The organism is Balneola sp. EhC07, from assembly GCF_001650905.1.
Taxonomy (GTDB): domain Bacteria; phylum Bacteroidota; class Rhodothermia; order Balneolales; family Balneolaceae; genus Balneola.
Map to the genome: position 1 here is coordinate 271,654 of NZ_LXYG01000017.1, position 20,028 is coordinate 291,681.

The 20,028-nt window shown below is 38.8% G+C and carries 18 protein-coding genes; 10 read left to right on the forward strand and 8 right to left on the reverse strand.

What is annotated here, in order from left to right; translation table 11 throughout:
- Positions 1-53 precede the first annotated feature (53 nt).
- The 6 genes from A8B79_RS10420 to rho all read left to right on the forward strand — a co-directional run bounded on the left by A8B79_RS10420 (position 54) and on the right by rho (position 6,968).
- The gene (locus A8B79_RS10420; RefSeq protein ID WP_066222069.1) at positions 54-872 is read left to right on the forward strand and encodes a phosphosulfolactate synthase; all 819 of its coding nucleotides are present in this window, start codon (positions 54-56) and stop codon (positions 870-872) included.
- A gap of 9 nt (positions 873-881) precedes the next feature.
- Positions 882-1,679 (forward strand): glycogen/starch synthase, encoded by a 798-nt coding sequence (locus tag A8B79_RS10425; RefSeq protein ID WP_066222071.1) that lies wholly within the window; start codon positions 882-884, stop codon positions 1,677-1,679.
- A 22-nt stretch (positions 1,680-1,701) separates the two neighbouring features.
- Positions 1,702-2,892 carry a DUF4270 family protein gene (locus tag A8B79_RS10430; protein ID WP_066222073.1) on the forward strand — a complete coding sequence of 397 codons (1,191 nt, stop codon included), beginning with the start codon at positions 1,702-1,704 and terminating at the stop codon, positions 2,890-2,892.
- The gene (locus tag A8B79_RS10435; protein WP_066222076.1) at positions 2,892-4,181 is read left to right on the forward strand and encodes a hypothetical protein; all 1,290 of its coding nucleotides are present in this window, start codon (positions 2,892-2,894) and stop codon (positions 4,179-4,181) included. Before A8B79_RS10430 ends, A8B79_RS10435 begins: the two co-directional genes overlap by 1 nt.
- 66 nt (positions 4,182-4,247) lie before the next feature.
- Complete coding sequence (locus A8B79_RS10440) at positions 4,248-5,588, forward strand: tetratricopeptide repeat protein (RefSeq protein WP_235603670.1); 1,341 nt, start codon at positions 4,248-4,250, stop codon at positions 5,586-5,588.
- A gap of 156 nt (positions 5,589-5,744) precedes the next feature.
- Positions 5,745-6,968, forward strand: coding sequence for a transcription termination factor Rho (gene rho / locus A8B79_RS10445; protein ID WP_076782582.1), 1,224 nt, complete (start codon positions 5,745-5,747; stop codon positions 6,966-6,968).
- A 27-nt stretch (positions 6,969-6,995) separates the two neighbouring features.
- Here the strand turns inward: rho and A8B79_RS10450 are convergent, their stop codons facing one another.
- The 7 genes from A8B79_RS10450 to A8B79_RS10480 form a co-directional block, all read right to left on the reverse strand.
- Positions 6,996-7,316, reverse strand: a complete 321-nt coding sequence (locus A8B79_RS10450) for a rhodanese-like domain-containing protein (protein WP_066222078.1) — start codon at positions 7,314-7,316, stop codon at positions 6,996-6,998.
- Positions 7,317-7,331: 15 nt separating this feature from the next.
- A complete protein-coding gene (lptB, locus tag A8B79_RS10455; protein WP_066222081.1) occupies positions 7,332-8,093 on the reverse strand; it encodes an LPS export ABC transporter ATP-binding protein in 762 nt (253 codons plus the stop codon).
- Positions 8,094-8,115: 22 nt separating this feature from the next.
- Positions 8,116-8,814, reverse strand: coding sequence for a phosphoribosylformylglycinamidine synthase subunit PurQ (gene purQ, locus A8B79_RS10460; RefSeq protein ID WP_066222083.1), 699 nt, complete (start codon positions 8,812-8,814; stop codon positions 8,116-8,118).
- 1 nt (position 8,815) lies between these two features.
- Positions 8,816-9,136 (reverse strand): ATP-dependent Clp protease adaptor ClpS, encoded by a 321-nt coding sequence (locus tag A8B79_RS10465; RefSeq protein ID WP_066222086.1) that lies wholly within the window; start codon positions 9,134-9,136, stop codon positions 8,816-8,818.
- Positions 9,136-9,381 carry a phosphoribosylformylglycinamidine synthase subunit PurS gene (gene purS / locus A8B79_RS10470; protein WP_066222089.1) on the reverse strand — a complete coding sequence of 82 codons (246 nt, stop codon included), beginning with the start codon at positions 9,379-9,381 and terminating at the stop codon, positions 9,136-9,138. Before purS ends, A8B79_RS10465 begins: the two co-directional genes overlap by 1 nt.
- A gap of 40 nt (positions 9,382-9,421) precedes the next feature.
- The gene (gene miaA / locus A8B79_RS10475; RefSeq protein ID WP_066222092.1) at positions 9,422-10,339 is read right to left on the reverse strand and encodes a tRNA (adenosine(37)-N6)-dimethylallyltransferase MiaA; all 918 of its coding nucleotides are present in this window, start codon (positions 10,337-10,339) and stop codon (positions 9,422-9,424) included.
- A gap of 348 nt (positions 10,340-10,687) precedes the next feature.
- A complete protein-coding gene (locus tag A8B79_RS10480; protein ID WP_066222094.1) occupies positions 10,688-11,758 on the reverse strand; it encodes a PorV/PorQ family protein in 1,071 nt (356 codons plus the stop codon).
- Positions 11,759-11,946: 188 nt separating this feature from the next.
- On the opposite strand from A8B79_RS10480, the gene dnaN reads away from it, so the two are divergent.
- From dnaN to A8B79_RS10500, 4 genes are all read left to right on the forward strand, one after another.
- Positions 11,947-13,062: a DNA polymerase III subunit beta gene (gene dnaN / locus A8B79_RS10485; RefSeq protein ID WP_066222096.1), complete on the forward strand. Its 1,116-nt coding sequence runs from the start codon at positions 11,947-11,949 to the stop codon at positions 13,060-13,062.
- Complete coding sequence (locus A8B79_RS10490) at positions 13,062-13,850, forward strand: SAM hydrolase/SAM-dependent halogenase family protein (protein ID WP_066222099.1); 789 nt, start codon at positions 13,062-13,064, stop codon at positions 13,848-13,850. Before dnaN ends, A8B79_RS10490 begins: the two co-directional genes overlap by 1 nt.
- 61 nt (positions 13,851-13,911) lie before the next feature.
- The gene (locus A8B79_RS10495) at positions 13,912-14,718 is read left to right on the forward strand and encodes a class I SAM-dependent methyltransferase (RefSeq protein WP_066222102.1); all 807 of its coding nucleotides are present in this window, start codon (positions 13,912-13,914) and stop codon (positions 14,716-14,718) included.
- Positions 14,719-14,822: 104 nt separating this feature from the next.
- Positions 14,823-18,365: a S8 family serine peptidase gene (locus A8B79_RS10500; RefSeq protein WP_161485165.1), complete on the forward strand. Its 3,543-nt coding sequence runs from the start codon at positions 14,823-14,825 to the stop codon at positions 18,363-18,365.
- An 11-nt stretch (positions 18,366-18,376) separates the two neighbouring features.
- Here A8B79_RS10500 and argS read toward each other — a convergent pair whose 3' ends face one another.
- Positions 18,377-20,005, reverse strand: coding sequence for an arginine--tRNA ligase (argS, locus tag A8B79_RS10505; protein WP_066222900.1), 1,629 nt, complete (start codon positions 20,003-20,005; stop codon positions 18,377-18,379).
- Between the last annotated feature and the right edge of the window lie 23 nt (positions 20,006-20,028).

The following is a 20,028-nucleotide window of genomic DNA, read 5'->3' on the forward strand; positions in this document are numbered from 1 at the left end:
TTTAATACTAATGTTAGAATGAGTATATTTAGGGCTTTGAATTTTAAGACAATATGCCATTTAAGTTAAAAAATTTACCATATAGGACTTCGAAACCTCGAACAAATGGAATGACATTTGTTCTGGACAAAGGGTTCAGTATAAGAGAGTGCGAAGATTTTTGCCAAGTCGCTTCTGAATTAGTAGATGTTGTAAAGCTGGGTTGGGGAACTTCTGTAGTTACTCAGAATCTTGAAGAAAAGCTTGAAGTATATGCCAATGCCGGTATTCCGGTATATTTTGGAGGTACGTTATTCGAAGCCTATTTGTTAAGAGGTCAGCTGGATGCTTATGTTAAACTATTAAACAAGCATAATATCGATACGCTTGAGGTATCAAACGGTACGATTTGGCTTTCTGATGACAAGAAACAAAAAATCATCAGAGATCTAAGTAAAGATTTTAAAGTATACTCTGAAGTCGGGAGTAAAAATCCCAACGAAATAATTCCTCCTTATAAATGGGTTAAAGTGATTCGGGAAGAGCTAGAAGCTGGTGCAGAAAAAGTAATTTGTGAAGCCAGAGAAAGCGGAACGGTAGGTGTGTTCAGGCCAAACGGTGAAATAAGGTCTGGATTAATTGAAGAGATAACAGATCAAATTCCTGTAGAAAAGCTTATATTTGAAGCTCCCAAAAAAGAACAACAGGTTTGGTTTATTAAAAAATATGGGAGCAACGTAAACCTTGGTAATATTCCTCCTAGAGAGGCGATTGCCCTGGAAACAATACGACAAGGACTAAGAAGTGATACATTGATGGATTTTATATCAATAGATGACCCCGCTTTTCAAGAGATGATGAAGAATAATTCAATTTCAAACGACGAGAAATAAAGACTATTTATGAAAATTTTATACGCAGCAGCAGAAATATCTCCATTTGCAAGAATGACCTACACGGCAGACTTGCTAAGATTTTTGCCCGCTTCTTTACAAGACAAAGGGTTTGAGATTAGAATTCTTCTTCCAAAATATGGTTCTATCAATGATAGAAGAAACAGGCTTCATGAAGTAATAAGACTTTCCGGAATCGAAGTTGAGGTAGGTGATAATGTTGAGAGCATGAAAATTAAAGTAGCCAGCATCCCAAATGCAAAGCTACAGGTTTATTTTTTAGATAATGATACTTATTTCAAGAGAAAAGGACTCTTCAAGAAGCCTAATACGGAAGAATTCTATGAAGATAACGCAGAACGTTTAGCCTTCTACAATAAAGGTGTTCTGGAAACAGTTATGAAGCTTGGTTGGGAACCTGATATAATTCATTGCCATGATTGGCCTGCTGGTTTGATTCCTTTACTGGTGAAGACGAAATATAAAGACGAAGCGATTTTCAAAAATACGCAGGTTATTTATAATCTTCATCACCCGGAAAACGAAGGGCAAGCTGATACTGCTAAAATTCTTGAATTATTAGGACTTCCTGAAGATATAGATATAAATAAACTTACAGATAATGGTAAGGTAGACTTGTTGAGATTAGGGCTTCAGTTTAGCGATCACGTTGTTACAGGAAATTACCTTAAGGACGAGTTCGATGAAAGCTTTAAAGAATTAGGTATAAAACCCCATCAAATTCAAGGATCGCCTGAAGACGTTTCTGAAAAGTTTGCAGAGTACTATAAAAAGATAGCTAAGTAACTTTAAAATTTATAAAGAGTTGATGCAAAAAAGCATTTCTAAAGTCGCCAGAGGATGGCGACTTATTTTGTCGGTATTAATAGTGGGAAGTTTGATTTCTTGTGAAGACAGCAATTCTGTAGGAGGTGGAGTTATTGAGCCCGCTGAAATTGTAGTTGATACATTATTGCTGGAAGATTATCAACAAGATGAGCTTGATATATTCTCCGGAGACCTCTCGAATATGCCTTTGGGAAAATATAATGATCCTTTGTTTGGAGATTTTGAGTTTACAGGGCTTATGAAGCCAATTTTATTAGGAGTTCCTGACGATTCACTGAATGACTCAACAAGTTTTAAGTTGTTATTAAAATTTGATGACAGGGACTCTTATGGGGATACAACTCAATCAATCAATTTCAATATTTATAAAGTAACTGAAAGGTGGAGAAGCTCAACAATTTTGTCTTCTGATGATGTGTTGTTTGATGAAAGCACCTCTATCGGGTCGTTTAGTTATACTGATGAAGATACGGTTATAGTAGATCTGGCAGAGTCTTACTTTTTAGAGTATGCTGATTACGTTAATAATGAAGACACTAATCGTGATTCCTTGTATAACTTTGAATTCTTTGGTTTAGCGATTGTGCCGGAAGATGTGTCGTCAAAAATTGTTTTCCCAGACATGAATGAAAGCAATTTCCTCACCATTAAAGAGGAAGATAGTGTATCTGTTGGGGTTTTTGGACATGGATTTAACTTAGAAAGAGAAAATAAACCTGTATTTGCAGATCGTATTTATTTGAATAATTACTTAGAAAGTTTTTATTCATTGTCATTCGAAGATTTAGCAGAGACTGTTGACAATAGAAACATTCTGAAGGCAGAGTTCTATTTATATGAAGACTCTATACAAACTAAAAATTCTCTTCCTACTGATCATATAAGGCCGGATATTAATTTTATGTACTTAAGGTTTCAGGATACACAACAGTTGAGATATAGCCTTCAGTTTACCACCCCAAGATTTACTTCAATAAGGGACAATACTGATAAATCTTATAAATTTGATATAACAGATCATATCAATGAATTTGTGTTCAGCGATCCGGATCAGAGAGAATTTTTTCTAAATCTGAGTATTGATGGAGGAGCGTTAAACTCCACGATCTTTTTTGATACAACAGCAAATGCAAGTTTGAGACCCAAAATTATTTTAACAACAGGAAATTAATGCGAAAAGTAGCTCTATTTATTTCTTTGTCACTTATAGTATTTTCTAATAGTGCATTCGCCCAAAATGATGAGGGTAAATCAGGTACTGTGTATTCAAGCTACGGTACTGGATTTCCGATAATGAATAATTCTGTCCAAGAAAAAGGGTTGGGAACACTTGGGCTGTCCGTAAACGACCCGGCTTCTCCAAGCTTAGCTAATCCGGCTTTTTGGGGTACAAATACATTTTCAAATGCATCAGTTGCTTTTGATATCAGTAAGTACTCTGTTAAAGATGCTTTTAATGAAGGTGATAATTCGTTGTTTAAATTAGGAAGCATACAACTTGTGTTTCCTATACAGAAAAACAAGTTGGGGCTTTCTGTTTCTCTGCATCCTGAGACAGTTACAAGCTATGACGTAAGTTCAAATCAGGATTATGAGTTAGGAGATAATACAAACGAATATTTTAGTAATCGGACAGGAACCGGAGGGATAACTAAATTCGAGATTGGATTGGGGTATCAGATCAATGAGAACTTGTTAGTGGGGTATGCTCCATCTTATTCATTTCTTACAGAAATGGAAAAAAGAACCTTAGTCTTTCTGGATGGAATTGCAAGAATCAATACCGTTGATATTAACACGAATGGTGCAGGATTCGCAAATAGGTTTGGAATAGCCCTCAATAAAAAAAGGATTTTTTCAAACAGAGATATGCTGCAATTTGGAGGTACAATTTCATTACCTATAGAATTTAATGCTAAAAGAGAAGTTGTATCAACAAAGGTCATTGGAAGTCAAGAGACAGAAGTGCAAATAGAAGATGTTGAACGAGCTGATGTTAGCATCCCTTTAAAGATTGGTGCAGGACTTACTTATTCATTTAACGGTTCTACAAGTATTTCTGCTGAAGCGCAATTCGAAGAGTGGGATAATGCAGAATATGGTTTTAGCGGTGAAGACGAAAGTGTTTTTAAAAACAGGCAAGTTTATGGTTTCGGAGTACAGGTAAATCCAACAAGGCGAAGCACCGGCAGGTTTTTATCAAATATTAAGTACAACGCAGGTATTTCTTATGATTCCGGGCATTTGGAACTCAGAAATAACGAAATAAATACGCTTTGGTTTTCATTTGGAGTTGGATTATTATCACCAAATCTGAGGACTAATTCTTCTCTGGATCTTAGTTTTCAGTATGGGAAAAGGGGTACTACATCAAACAGTTTAGTAAAAGAAGATATTTTTTCAGTTAATCTTTCTGTGAATTTGACTGAATTAATGTTTTTGAAAAGAAAGCTTAATTAATTTTAAAGTAATATTCTTATACTCAAGGTAGTTCTAATACGACAGTAGATAACAACACATTTTGATATGATTAAAAGTTTAACACTCATTACAGCATTTTTATTAGCTAGCTCGGCAATAGTAACGGCTCAGGCTGAATGTACAGCTACAGAACCACCAGATGGACTGAAGCCTATTGCAGCTTTTTCAATATTTCAATCTAATTTTAAAAACGAGGATTATCCTTTTGCCCTTAAATATGGTCGCTGGATTCTTTGTTCTACACCAACTACGATTGAAGGTTATCCAGGCTTCGAATTATCAAGACAGCTAGATAGATTTACAACGATCTATCAGGAGATAGCGAAAAAGCAATCAGATCCATCTTTAAAAGCAACTTATCTTGATTCAGCTTTAATGGTATTTGATATTAAATTGGAGCTATACAAAGATGATAAGGAGCAGGTATACAAAACTCATCAGCAGATGGGTAGGTACTATCTGGAGAATAATTCCATAATTACAGATGCAGTTTCAAAAGCTTATGAGCAGTTCCAGATCATGTTTGACATGAACCCGGAAAAAACAACTACTACTGCCAGAGGTTACTACGTTGACAATTTACTACGTAACTATGTTAACAAAGGAGAAACTGAAAAAGCGCAGAAAGTTATTAATGAAGCGTCGAAGTATGCTACCGGAGCTTTGGTAGAGAAACTGAATAATTATCAAAAAGATCTCTTTGAGTCTCCGGCAGATGTAATAGCGTATTATACGCCTATACTTGAGGAGTCTCCTAAGAATATTGAAGCTTTGAAGGCTCTTGAGGGAGCTTACGAAGATCAGGACAATCAGGCTGAATTAACAAAGGTTCGCAGAAAGCTTCATGAAATTCAGCCAACATTCGAAAGTGCTAAAGCTTTGGCTGAAACCGAAAGAAGTAACGCTCGTTATGGGGATGCTATTAAGCTTTACAAGGAAGCTCTGAAGATGGCAAAAACCAAAGCAGAGAAAAAACAAACAAATCTTAGCATTGCTAATGCCTATATCAATCAGGGAGATATTAAAACCGCGGATACTTTTGCAGATGCTGCTATAAAAATCGACCCTAACTTTGGTCAGGCTTATATAACAAAAGCGACAATCTATAACGCAGCAGTAACTAATTGTGTGGCTGACAGAAAATTGGAAGCAAAAGACAGAATGGTTTACTGGTTGATTATTGACTATTTGAACATGGCTAAAGCTAAAGATCCTTCTGTGGCAAATACTGTAAATTCACAGTTAGGAAATTACCGACCAGTTACTCCAACCGGAGAAGACAAATTCTTACGATTAGATAACCTTAAAGACGGACAAAAAGTTAAGATCGATGGTTCTGTTGCACCATGCTATGCTTGGATCAACAAAACTACTACCGTTCGTTAATTTGCTATCAGCAAAAACATTTGTATCTTTTCATACCTAATTAATTCAACGGTGCTCTTATCTGAGCACCGTTCTTTTTTACTTCGCTCTCCTTAGTATTTCCAACATTTATTGAAATAACGCTTCTTACTGAAGAGGAGACCAACAAATATTTATATGGCACGGAACAAGAAAAATTACAAGAACCGTAATAACAAGAACAGAAACAATAAGAACAGAAATAAAGGCGGAAATGTCTTTATTCCTAAATTCTACTGGAAGGAAAATCAAGGTGTTTCGGGACGTTATGCCGGTGTTCTGGAAATTAATGAGAAAGGCTGGGGATTGATCAGAAAACTGGATTATGAATTCAGTTATAGCCCTCAGGATCCATTTCTAAAGCCGGAAGAGGTTAAGTCTTTAGATCTTCGCCCTGGTCTTATTTTGGAAGGTGAATACGAAGAGGATAAAAGAGGAAATAAGCATGTTTATTCTGTAGATCGTATCAATAGAAAAGAGAAGGAAGCCTGGACTAAATCAAGCAGATTTGAGCGACAAACTCCAATTATGCCCGTTGATTGGATCAAGTTGGGTGAGCAATCGGACAATATAGAGATGAGAGTCATCGACCTTGTGGCCCCAATAGGGAAAGGTCAAAGAGCATTAATAGTTGCTCCTCCTAGAACCGGTAAAACAGTAATGCTAAAGCAAATCGCTAAGAGTATTACCGAAAATCATCCTGACATTCCTTTGAGTGTTTTGTTGGTTGATGAGCGGCCGGAAGAAGTAACCGATTTTATTCGTTCTACAGACGCAGAAGTGTTTGCATCGTCTAACGATAATAAGACCCAAAGCCACATTCGAATTACAGAAATGGCTTTAGGATACGCTAAGAGAAAGGCAGAGATGGGAGAAGACTCTGTATTACTTATAGACTCTCTTACTCGTCTTGGAAGAGCTTACAATGCTATACAGACAAATAGTGGAAGAACGTTATCGGGTGGTTTGGATATCAGAGCGTTGGAAATCCCTAAAAAGATATTTGGCTCAGCCAGAAAGATCGAAGGCGGCGGTTCTTTGACTATCATAGCCACGTGCTTGATTGAGACTAATTCCAGAATGGATGACCTTATTTTCGAAGAGTTTAAAGGAACCGGAAATATGGAGCTTGTTCTGGACAGAGAGCTGGCAAACGACCGGATATATCCATCTATTAATATAACCGCTTCAGGAACCAGAAATGAAGAAAAGTTCATTACGGATTCACTAGAAGAACGAAATATGGTCAGACGATATCTTCTGAAGAAATCTCCTAAAGAATCTATGTTAGGACTGCTAAAGGTTTTAAATAATACTGAAAGTAATCAGGAGCTATTGAACCAGATCGCTGCAACCAGTTAATCTGATATAAGTTTCAAGCCCGAGTTATTAAGCTACAGGCATTGAAGTGTCAATTTCCTTCGACCATGCTGTAATCCCGCCTTTTAGGTTATGAACGTTAGAAAAGCCTTCTTTCTCAAGGAATTCCAGGGCTTTTCCACTTCGTCCACCTGAACGGCACATTACGACTACTTCAGAATCTTTGTGATTTTTGATATCATCTACTCTTGATGGAAGGTCTCCCAATGGAATATTTTCTCCATCTAAGTTGGATACCATATATTCAAAACCTTCTCTTACATCAAGCAGAAAAAAGTCATCTCCTGATTCTTTCTTTTCCTTTAATTCCTGTACTGTTATTTCATTCATAGCTACTAAATAATCTTAATCGTTTTTATATCTGTCTAATTTAAATTGCTCACCTAAATATAACTTTTTAGCGTCTTCATTTTCAGCCAAAATATCAGCGGTACCTTCCATTAAAATATTACCCTCAAACATCAAATAAGCTCGGTCGGTGATGGCCAGCGTTTCATGAACGTTATGATCCGTGATAAGAATTCCAATATTTTGTTTGGTGAGTTGAGCTACAATTTCCTGAATATCCTCAACTGCAATTGGATCAACGCCTGCAAAAGGTTCATCTAAAAGTATAAATTTAGGCTCCGTCACTAATGCCCGGGCAATTTCTGTTCTTCTGCGCTCACCACCGGATAAGGAATAGCCTTTGTTGTTTACTACTTTATGCAACCCAAATTCTTCAATTAGCTTATCGACACGTTGTTTGATCTCTTTTGAAGGGACAGAAAAAAACTGAAGTATGGACTCAAGGTTTTCACGAACGGTCAAGTTTCTGAACACGCTGGCTTCCTGAGCTAAATAACCAACTCCCATTCGCGCCCTTTTGTACATGGGCTTTTTTGTGATGTTGGTATCACTCAGAAATATTTTACCTGAATTTGGTGTGACCAATCCAACCATCATGTAAAAAGTAGTTGTTTTACCGGCTCCGTTAGGACCAAGCAAACCTACGATCTCGCCTTGTTTCACATTAATAGAAACTTCATTAACAACGGTTCTTTTTCGGTACCGCTTAACAAGTTTCTCGCTATGTAATGTCAGATCTGTTTGTGTGTGATCACTCATGATTCAGTTAATGTACTAAATCTTAAGCAACTGACAAGGAATTGAGAATAGAATCAAATATGATCTTACCATCATCCGAACCGAGTAGTTTTTCCATTGCACGCTCAGGATGTGGCATCATGCCAAGAACATTTCTGCCGTCATTTGTAATTCCGGCAATATGATCGATAGAACCATTAAAATTAGATTCCTCAGTTAGATTTCCATCAGCATCAGAATAGCGGAATAAGATCTGGTCTTGGTCTTGAAGAGATTTTAGTCCGGATTCATTGATATGATAATTCCCTTCACCATGAGAAACCGGGATATCAAAAACCTGTCCTTTGGTTAACGTATTGGTAAAAAGAGAATCAGTAGTCTCGCATCTGATAGAGACGTTTTTGCACACAAATCGAAGATCTTGATTGTGCATCATAGCTCCCGGAATCAAGCCTGCTTCAAGCAAGATCTGAAAACCATTGCAAATTCCGAGAACAGGTCCGCCTTTTTCAGCAAACTTTACTACTTCCTGCATTATAGGAGAGAAACGAGCGATAGCCCCAGAACGAAGATAATCACCATAAGAGAATCCTCCCGGAACGATCAGAAAATTAATGCCTGAAAGATCGGTGTCTTTGTGCCAGAGAAATTTAACTTTACTATTCATGATGTTCTTCATCGCATGATATGCATCATGATCACAATTAGATCCGGGAAAAACTATTACTCCAAATGTTGCCACGTTAACCTCTTATTTCGGTTACAAGTTGAATTTCTTTTAAAACACCTTCCATTTTCAGGCACTCTATAAACTCGCCTTCATGTATCAAGGCTTTGCCGTTGTTATGAACCTGAAAGGTCAAGTCCTGAGCTACAGAATAACTACAGCCTTTTGCTTTCACGATTTGTTCAATTACTTCATCGAACGTATGTATATCATCATCAAACAAGAACAATCGCCAGGGAGTATCGATACTCTCTTCAACTTGTTCTTCGGTTTTTGTCAGCTCATCAGTATCAGCAAGCAGAATATCTGAGTCTGTAAATTGAGCCAAAGGTTTCATCAATCTTCGAATGAAATCTCGTAGTCTTCCATTACTTCATTAGCTAACAACTGTGCACATGCGGATTCCACAACTTTAGTTGCAGCTTCTTTGCTGTCAGCGTTTACATCCAGTTCAATAAATTTACCGATTCGTACTTGTTGAACATCATTCAGCCCAAGATTTTGAAGGGCATGGTGAGCCGCTTTTCCTTTTGGATCAAGAATGGAGGGACGTAGTGTTACGTTTACTTTTGCTTTGTACATGAATGAACGAGTTTTAAAAGTGAGCCCAAATTTACGGCTTCTATTGCTTAGCTGCTAAACGAGATAGCAGGATTTCTTTAAGTTCTTCAGGTTTTTTTTCATCAGCCGGTAACCATTCGATAAAATCCCAGCGCCTGAACCAGGTAAGTTGTCGTTTTGCGTAGCGTCTGGTTTGAGTTTTGATCTTTTCGATGGCTTTATCAAGTTCCATTTTGCCTTCCAGAACAGCAATCATTTCTCGATAACCAACTGCATTTAGCGGTTGAAGATCTTTTGAATAACCCATGTCCAGAACTTTTTGGGTTTCCGCTACCAAACCTTCCTCAATCATATTGTCGACTCTTTGGTTGATTCGGTCATAGAGACTTTGTCTGTCTCTCTGTAGCCCGAAGACCAGTGTATCATCAGGTAGTTCAAATTTTTGGTTTGAATGGAAAGAGCTGAACGGTTTGCCGGTTTGCATCCACACATCCAAAGCGCGGATTATCCTTTGACGGTTCATTCCATCCATTGTTTTCACGTACTCAGGATCAACAGAGTTTAGTTTGTTGTAAACAGGTTCGATTCCTTCTTTGTCGATCTGAGATTCTATTTCTGTAATATTCTCTTCGTTTGCGGATGGTATATCTTCAATTGGGCGAATCAAACTTTGTAGATGTAGTGTACTTCCTCCAACAAAAAAAGAATGGTCTGAAGAATTTAAAATTTCCTTTTCCCAGGCTTCTGCGCGCTCCGAAAATGCCTGTACGGAATCGGGTTCATCCAATTCAAGATTGGAAATATTGTAATGTTCTACTCTTTGCAATTCTTTCTCAGAAGGTTTCGCCGTTCCAATATCTAAATGTTTGTAGCACTGACGAGAATCAACCGAAATGATAGGAATTCCAAGCTCTTCAGCAACCTGAAGAGAGAGTTCCGTTTTTCCGGATGCAGTAGGACCGAGTAGAATTATTCGCAAGAATTAGTTTTTAGAATAAGTTAATGAATTCTTCGAGAGGTATCATATCCTAAACTGCGTACTTTAAACTTAGGAGTCATCGCCACGCGTAGGCAGGCGATCTAATTCTTTATCAAAGGCAACTCATAAATTAAGATCGCAGATTCCGGCATTCGCTGCGGAATGACTTTGAGTGAAATTGAATTCCTAAACAAAGCACTTATCACAAAACAACGAGTCATTCCGAGGGTACTCCCGATGGATCTGCACAGCATGAATTTGGCTTGTTCTTCGATGTGTAGACTCTTCACTGCGTCCACCTTCGCAATGCTGCGTTGGACTTGTTATGAGTGACTTTAAAATCACTTATTAATTTCTCAGGAATCTATACTGCAACGAAATTCTATGCGTATAACCCAAATTACTAGACGTTCCCGCAAAGCTGGCAAAGCCGTAATCAAGATTGAATTTCAGGAGTTGAACGCCTAATCCCAACGTTGGAGAAACCGAAAAACCGCCCTCAGGATCGGTTATAAAATCGGTAATACCTGTTCTGAAACTGATCACATCTTTGTAAGTAAGTTCTGCTCCCACATGAGGTTCAATACTCATTTTGCCGGAGTTTATATAGTAAGTTTGTCGGTTTTCAAAAAGCAGGTCGGTATCAATGGCAGTAATAAGATCAAAATCATTGAAAGTGAAATTCTTCGATATTCCCAATTTTATGGAAGGAAGCACATATTCGTTTTGTCCGCTAGGAATGGAATCATCAAACACTTCCTGAAATCCTGCAAACTCATCTTCATCTACAGTCCACATTTTTTGCATGGTGGTTGCATCGCGAATAGCGAATCCAAGATCAACGATCTCTGTTTTCAATTGCGCTCCAACATCCAGGCTATAACCCCAGGCTTGTGCAAACGGTCCTAACCGCTGGTTGATGATCTTAGCGGTAATTCCATAAGAAAACCTTTCATCGCTTTGTTTTGCAAAAGAGAAAAACAGCGCAAGATCGGCGGCGCTAAAACGTGTTATATAATCTTCAGGATTTTCACGAGGCTGGTTTCGATCTGCATCCCATGCGTTTAAAGTATTGGCAATATTATCTACACCTTGGCGAAAGAAACTTACAGAAAACACAGCATTTCCGGATTGAAGAGGAATTGCAAATGCTCCGTAATCGTACCCAACAATACCATCAAATCGCTCTGAATGCATGTAAATTGCTTGCGGCTCAGTTATATTGGATAGCCCGGCCACATTCCAGTATCCTGCGGTTACATCACTTGTAAGTGAAGAATGAGCAGAACCCATTCCTAAAGCGCGAGCTCCGGCACCAGTGCTTAAGAAATCATTTCCATACTTCGCCAATGACGACTGAGCGGAAGTTTGAAAAGATAAAACTAATAAAAAGATAAGCGCTGAGAGAAGGCTTTTCATCTAATGCTGCAATAAAATACTTAAAGGTTTACAGTAGCGCTTTAACGATATATTGGTATACTTATTTGGTGATTTTTTACCGGTTCCAAATGTTGCGGAGAGAGCCAGTATTTCTTAGTATAAGCACACGTTCTCGAAAGGGCAAGATTGGATAAAAAATTGTCCTAAATAACTCTAATTACGTATTCATGAAATTTTCTGTATCAAGCAACGAACTCAACAAAGGGCTGTCAGCTGTAATTGGCGCTGTGCCTTCAAAAGCTACACTACCGATTTTAGAAACCATTCTTTTTGAATTTGAAGATGGGAAACTGAAATTATCAGCAACGGATCTTGAAATTGCAATCGTAGAATATATTGATGCAGACATTGAAGAAGAAGGGTCTGTAGCTATTCCGGCACGCCGACTTCTGGAAACTTTACGTCAGCTTCCCAATATCACGGTTTTCTTTACAGTTGATGAGCGAAAGAACATCAATTTCAGAACTGATAAAGGGAATTATAAACTTGTTGGTGATGATGCAGATGAATTTCCTGAAATACCAACTTTAGAAGGTGGTGTTGAGATCAGTGCTTCTACCGATAATATTAATAATGCTATTGATAAGACATTGTTTGCTGTTTCAAGCGATGACCTTCGTCCTGCTATGATGGGGGTTTATTTTAAGATCGGAACCGAAGAAAGTAAGTTTGTAGCTACTGATGGATACCGCTTGGTTGAGTATGTAAACAAAGAGATCAAAGGAAGTGCAGAAACAGAGTTTATCGTACCTGACAAAGCACTTGGATTGGTTCAAAAAACAACGAGCGGTGAAGAGTGTGAGATCACAGTTACAACCGATCATGCAAGATTTAAGAGTGAAAATACTATCGTGATCACCAGACTGATCAACGAACAGTATCCGAATTATGATTCTGTGATTCCGCGGGACAACAACAAATTCCTGACTATCTCCAAAGAGCAAATGCTTTCTACTGTTCGTCGTGTTGCTATTTTCTCGAGTTCAACAACCCGACAAATTCGTCTTGAACTGGCTACTGATAAACTTACGATCAGAGCAGAAGATTTGGATATGAGCAGTGAAGCGAAAGAAACGATTGCTTGTGAATACTCAAATGATGAGCTTGAAATTGGCTTTAATGCAAAGTATTTAGGTGATGTTCTCAGTAACATTGATGATGATGAAGTGAGTTTTGAATTTTCATCCCCTAATCGTGCAGGTATCGTTCGACCATCAGAAAAAAGCGATCACGAAGAAATTCTTATGGTAGTTATGCCTGTTATGTTGAATAACTATTCTTAATGAGCCAAATAATTACGCTTACTACCGATTTTGGTCTTCAGGATCAATATGTAAGTTCGATGAAGGCGATAATTCTGGGTTTAGCTCCTGATGTTCGCCTCATTGATATTTCACATGATATTCCTGCACAGGATATTATGGCGGGAGCATGGGTAATTCGCAATTCAGCTTTTCTTTTTCCAAAGAACACCGTGCATCTGGTTGTTGTGGATCCGGGTGTAGGCACAGAGCGTCACCCAATCGTTCTAAAAGTTAACGATCAATATTTTGTAGGTCCGGACAACGGAATTTTTTCGCTTTTCTATAGTGAGTTCGAGTACGAAGCCATAAAGCTGAATAAATCAAAGTATTGGAGAAAAGAACGATCCAGAACATTTCATGGCAGAGATATTTTTGCTCCGGTAGCAGCTCATCTTATCAATGGAGTTTCTCTTAAAGAACTTGGCGATCCGATTAAAGATCTGGTCACTTATCATTGGGCAGTTCCAATTGGGGATAAAGATGGTCTTCAGGGTTGGGTAGTTCATATTGATCGCTTTGGAAATCTGATCACAAATATTTCTGAAGAGCTTATTGAAGATATGATCGGGAGGAGAAAGGTCCGGATCTACGTTGGAAATACCATGATCGATCATTTGGTGAATACATTCGGGGATGTTGAGGAAGGCGATCCGGCAGCATTTATAGGAAGTTCTGGGATGTTGGAAATCGGTATAAATAAAGGAAATGCCGCAAAGCTTTTAAGTGTTGATAAAGGTGCACAGGTGTCGTTAGTACTTCAAAAATGAGTACGTAACACCAAAGCAGTAATCACGTACTGTTTCCCCGAATAAAAGACGGAAAGGACATATGAGCTTTGAATTAAAATCTCCGGAAAACGAAAGAGCAGCCATTCAGGTACCGAAAGAAATTTCGAACCTGACCAAACCCTTTAACGGAACTTTGTGCTCTCAGGATGGAGATGAATACGATGTAAAAAATAACATCATCGATATTTTAGGTGGACAGCCTGATTTCTCCAGTTTAGCATCTTATACCAATCATTGGAAACTGACTGCTACTATTTATGAAGAGATTTGGCGAAAGCGCTCTCTTTCTTTGTTAACAGGAGAAGATTTTCCGATCGAAAAAGAACATGAATTGCTTATCGAATGGACAGAGCCCAAAGAAAACGGTCTATATCTAGATCTTGGGTGTTCAACAGCGCTTTATGGCAGAGCACTAAAAGCTGCGCAATCCAAAGCAGATATTGTAGGTTTGGACTTTTCTATGCAGATGTTAGAAGAAGCACGGTTAAAAGCAGAAGCTGATGAAACCAATCTTTTCTTTGTAAGAGCAGATGGTAAAGAAATGCCGTTCTTCAGTAAAACCTTTGACGGAATTGTGATGGGTGGAACTCTAAATGAACTCACCGAAGAGTTAAAAGTTTTGTATGAAGCTCGCAGAGTTTTGAAAGAGGATGGAGTTCTTTTTATGATGCATCTGATAAAAGCCGATGCCTGGTACGGAAGATTACTTCAGGAGTCGATGGGAATCGGAGGGATCAAGTTCTGGACTAAAGATGAAAGCAACAAACTGTTCAAACAAGCCGGCTTCAAAGTTGATGAACAGATCACTAGAGGAATTGTCTGTTTTACAAGGTTAAAAGCAAGTTAAAAGTGCTATTTATTGTAGTATAGTTATATTTGTGGCGGTTTAAGATTTATATGCGTCAACCTAACTATACATATCATCTCAAGATTGCGGCAGTACTGATTTTTATGATACAGTACTCTTCTTTATCGAACGCTCAGGATTTTAAACCGCAAGAACTTCTTGAATTTGCAGGCTCTAAAAAGGAAGAATTTTCTAAGCAAAAGAAGATAAAAAACATCCCTTTTTTCCAATTCTACAGCTTTAAAGATGGAAAGCTTCCCGTCATATATCAAAGTTCAAATCTGGAAATGGCGAGAGCTCTCAAAAACGATTTTCTTTGGAGTGGCGGAGTTTCGGGATTATCACTTTCAGGAAGCGGCCAGATCATTGGCTATTGGGATGAAGATCAACCCAGACTCACCCATCAGGAATACTCTGGAAGAGTTAGTTTTCTAGATTCTGAAAGTGGCACAAATGATGATCACGCTACTCAAATGGTTGGAACCATGATCGCTACGGGTATGGATGCTGATGCCCGTGGAATGGCGAATGCTGCGGAAGTTGAGGCTTATAACTGGAACAATGACATTGGCGAAATGGCACAGGCCGCAGCAGATAGTTTAACGGGTTCGGCTCATCCTTATGCAGAGATCGCAGGGTGGACAACTTCATCAACAGTTTGCGGAAGCGGATATACATGGTACTCTCTGGAATCAGAGAATCCCTCAAAGGCGTATCAATTCGGCTATTATAATTCTCAGGCTCAGGATTGGGATAGCGTGGCTTACTTAGCTCCCGATTATTTGATAGTAAAAGCGGCGGGAAATATAAGAGGTATTGGTCCGGAATCTCAGCCAGTAAAACACTGGAAGATCGATTCAAACCTGAACTGTTTTGAAGATTCAACAAGTGTTCGTCAGATAAATGGAGGAGAAGATGGGTTTGAATCTATATCCGGATCTTCAGTTTCAAAAAATGTATTGGTTGTTGGCGCAGTTCAAAGTTCCATTAATGATTTTTCAGTTCTTAGTTCAATTATACCGACCGATGGTTCAGGGTTTGGGCCCACTGATGATGGAAGAATAAAACCTGACATAGTTGTTCCTTCCGGGGCTTATACTTCTTCGGCATCTTCTAATAGCGCTTATTCAAATTCCTCCGGAACTTCTTCATCAACCGCAGCGGTGGCAGGCTCTGTAGCTTTAATTCGTGAACATTATCAAAATCTGAATGCAGATACTCTTTCTTCAGCTTCAATAAGAGCGTTGCTTGCACATTCAGCAGATGATGTGGGTGTAGAAGGTCCCGACTATAAAATGGGCTGGGGATTGATGAATACCGAAAGAGCAGTGAGATTTCTGTCTGCGAATCATGCTGATAATGATTGGGCGGTTTTGAAAGACACGGTTCTTAACTCATCGAATATGATTCAGATAAACTACGAGCACACATCCACAAAGCCATTTATAGTTACTATTGCATGGACAGATGCGAAAGGAAGTGTGTCGGTTTCTGGAGATGATCCCGAAGATATTATTCTGGTAAACGATCTGGATTTACAGGTCAGTGATCCTAATTCAACGGTGTTCTCGCCTTGGGTACTGGATAAGAATAATCCGGGAAATGCAGCTGCAACGGGAGACAACGACGTAGATAATATTGAACAAATCTATATTTCAGAACCTGTTTCGGGAGAATATTCGATAACAATTTCTCATGAAGGTGCTTTGCAATCAGGAAGCCAAAAGGTTTCAGTTCTGATCAGCGAGGCAGAACCCCGAGTTTCGTTTTCCACGATTTCAGATGGTAATTGGTCAGATTCCGGAACCTGGTTAAATGGAAACATTCCATCTTCAATAACTGATGAAGCGGTAATAAAGCACAGCGTAACTTTAACCGGAGATGTTACAATTGGAAGCATTTCGTTCGACGGAATAAATTCAGAGCTCAAATTAAACGGGCGTGCTTTAAGTATTTATGGGTCTCATCAAAAGAGTTCGGGGAAAGGATTTTCAGGCGACAGTTTATCTAAAATTACAGTATATGGGTGGGAAGAAGGCTCCGATCCTCTTGAATTCAATTCCGGAAAAGGAAAACTATCTGATTTGAAAGTTGATGTCTCTACAGATACTGTTGAGATCGGATCAAGCTTGAATATTTATCAAAAACTAGATCTTGAAGCCGGATCACTAAAACAAACAGTCGGTGAATTAACTCTAATTTCTGATGAAAACAATACTGCGCAATTGATCAAGAATGGAGGAAAACTAATTTCAGATCTTGTGTATTCCAGAGCATATACGGAGGAAGCTTCCGGTTGGAGAATGATCTCTTCACCTTTCAATGATGCGAATTTCAGCTCACTAAATGAATCTTTTTTTACTCAGGGAGGTAGTTGGGCTTCAAATATGGCATCAGCCCCGAACTCAAGTTTATGGTTGTTTGATTCCGGTAATCAGAATTTCAATGGGCATTACGGAGCTGATTCAACTTTCACTTCCGGCAAAGGGTACTTGTTTTATATGTTCAAAACGGATCCCAACGGACAACAAATATTGCCTGCTAATCTTGAAATGAAAGGCTCTGAGCCGGATTCTCTAACTTTAGATCTTTATAGAGGTTCGCATGATTCACTGAGTTACAACCTGATCGGTAATCCATTTGCGGGAACTTTGGATTGGCATGAGATCGTGAATGATGGAACAGATTTAGCTACGAGTTATGCAATTTGGGATCCTGCAGTTTCTTCAGGTGATGGGAGTTCGGGATTCAAATATTATAACATGTCAGGTGAGATTGGATCTGCAGGAAGGTATATAGCACCGATGCAGGGATTTTTTGTTCAAGCTATTAACGAAAATTCAGAACTAAGGTTTAATCAGTCTCAGAAAACGGAAAGCAGTCCTGATAAGTTTGGTAAAAAACGAGCATCAGAATCAGTAACATACATTAATCTAAAATTGTTCAGGGAATCGGATATTCCTCTTGATGATCAGGCGCATATTGTGTTCAGTGACAGAGGAAGTTTAGGCAGAGACGTGTTTGATGTGGATAGAATACGGTCACTAAATCAGAATAAGAGCAGCATATCTTTTTTATCAGAAAAGAAAGATCTAAGAGTGTTTGAAGGAAGACCTGTTGATATTGAAAATGATAAGATCGATCTGAGAGTAGAATTAAATAGCACGGGATATTATAGCATCAGCGCAGGAAAAATGGAAAATATCCCGGAAGATTGGGAGATTAAATTGACCGACAAGAAGGTTAATAAATCGGTAAACCTCAGAGAAAGAGATGAATACGAATTTTATTTTGATGGAGATGATGAGGGCGTTTCAGAACGATTTTATATAGAAGTAAGTCGAAGTATCAGCTCATTAAATGAAGAAAAAGAAAATATCCCAAGTTCTTTTCGACTAAAGCAAAATTATCCTAACCCATTTAATCCGGTAACGGTTATAGAATATGAACTTCCAATACAGTCGGATATAAAAATTGAAGTTTTTGATATCCTGGGAAGATTGTCGACTACACTGGTTGATGAAAGAAAGTCAGCCGGATTCCATTCAGTTCAATTTAATGCCCGTAATTTTTCAAGTGGCGCGTACTTTTACAGAATTAAAGCCGGAGATTTTGTGCAGATAAAATCAATGATGCTGATCAAATAACCGAGTCACAATCACATATTTTCCGGTGCAGAAATTCCAAGGATAGTTAGTCCATTTCGAAGAACCTGAGCCGTTGCCTTTGCCAGTTCAATTCTTGCTTGAGCCAGATCTTCATCCACACCAATAATTCTGCAATCGTGATAAAAACCTGTAAACGCTGAAGCAACATCATTCAGAAAGTTGATCAATCGATGCGGTTCACGAGCATTGGCAGCACCAGCGATCATTTCAGGAAAACGAAGGATAGTTTTGATCAGGCTTTCTTCGGAATCATGTTTCAGCAAAGAAAGATCTGCTTCTTTGGAAAACGAATATTCTTCCTCAGCTTTACGCAGAATACTGGCAATGCGAGCATGAGCATATTGAAGGTAGAATACCGGATTTTTATCTCCGGCTTCTTTGGCTTGAGCGATATCAAATTCCAGATGTGTATTTGGTGATCTCATCAAAAAGAAAAATCGTGTTACATCAGAACCAACTTCATCCATAAGCTCATCAAGTGTTACAAAATTCGCTTTTCGAGTACTCATCTTAAAAGGTTGGCCGTCTTTGACGATCGTTACAAACTGATAGATCACCACGTCTACTTTATCTTTATCGTAACCCAAAGCAGAAATTCCTGAAAGCACATCCGGATAGGTGGCTATGTGATCGGCGCCGAATACATCCAGACAAAGATCATAACCACGATCCAGCTTGTTCATGTGGTAAGCAATGTCGGGAAGTCTGTAAGTCGGTTCTCCCGTGCTTTTGATCAAAACGGTGTCTTGTTCTTTACCGAATTCGGTTGTTTTAAACCAAACAGCTCCGTCTTTGTCATAGACCAATTCTTTTTCACGAAGCTTTTCAACGGTGGAGTCTATGGAGCCATCGGCATACAAACTATGCTCGTTGAAAAAGGAATCCATATTGATGTTCATTCGCTGAAGCGTATTACTGATATCAGCAAAAATGGCTTCTTCTGCCTTTTCTTTGAAGGGTTTCCAATCTTCAGGATTTTCAGAAAGATCTTTGTTTTCAGAAGCTAGTTCAGTTGCAATTTCTTTAATGTACTCTCCTTCATATCCGCCTTCGGGGAATTCAGATTCTTTGCCTAATTTTTCTAAATATCGGGCTTGTACACTCTGCCCCAGAACACGCATTTGTCGACCGGCATCATTGAAGTAATATTCTCTGTCTACTTCGGCTCCTGTCCACTCCAGCAATCTTGCAACGGTGTCTCCTAGTACAGCATTTCTTCCGTGCCCGACAGTCAGCGGTCCCGTTGGGTTTGCACTTACAAACTCTACCAATACTTTTTTACCGGAGTGTTCATCTGTCCTTCCAAAGCCGGATTCAGCATCCAGAATACTCTGCAATTCATCGTATAAATAATCTTCAGCAAAACGAAAGTTTATGAATCCCGGACCTGCGATTTCTACAGAGGAAATTTTCTTTTCATCGTATTTCAATCCGTCAATGATCTGTTGCGCAATAGCTCGTGGATTATTACGAAGTGGTTTTGCCAGCATCATGGCCACATTGGTGGAAGCATCGCCGTGGCTGGCGTCTTTAGGAGCTTCCGTCTGGATTTCAGGCAGTTCTTCTAGATCAAATTGTTGTAAAGAGTCAGCGATTATTTGCTGGAGATAGTCGTTCATTCTAAGATTCATTTCTGGATTCA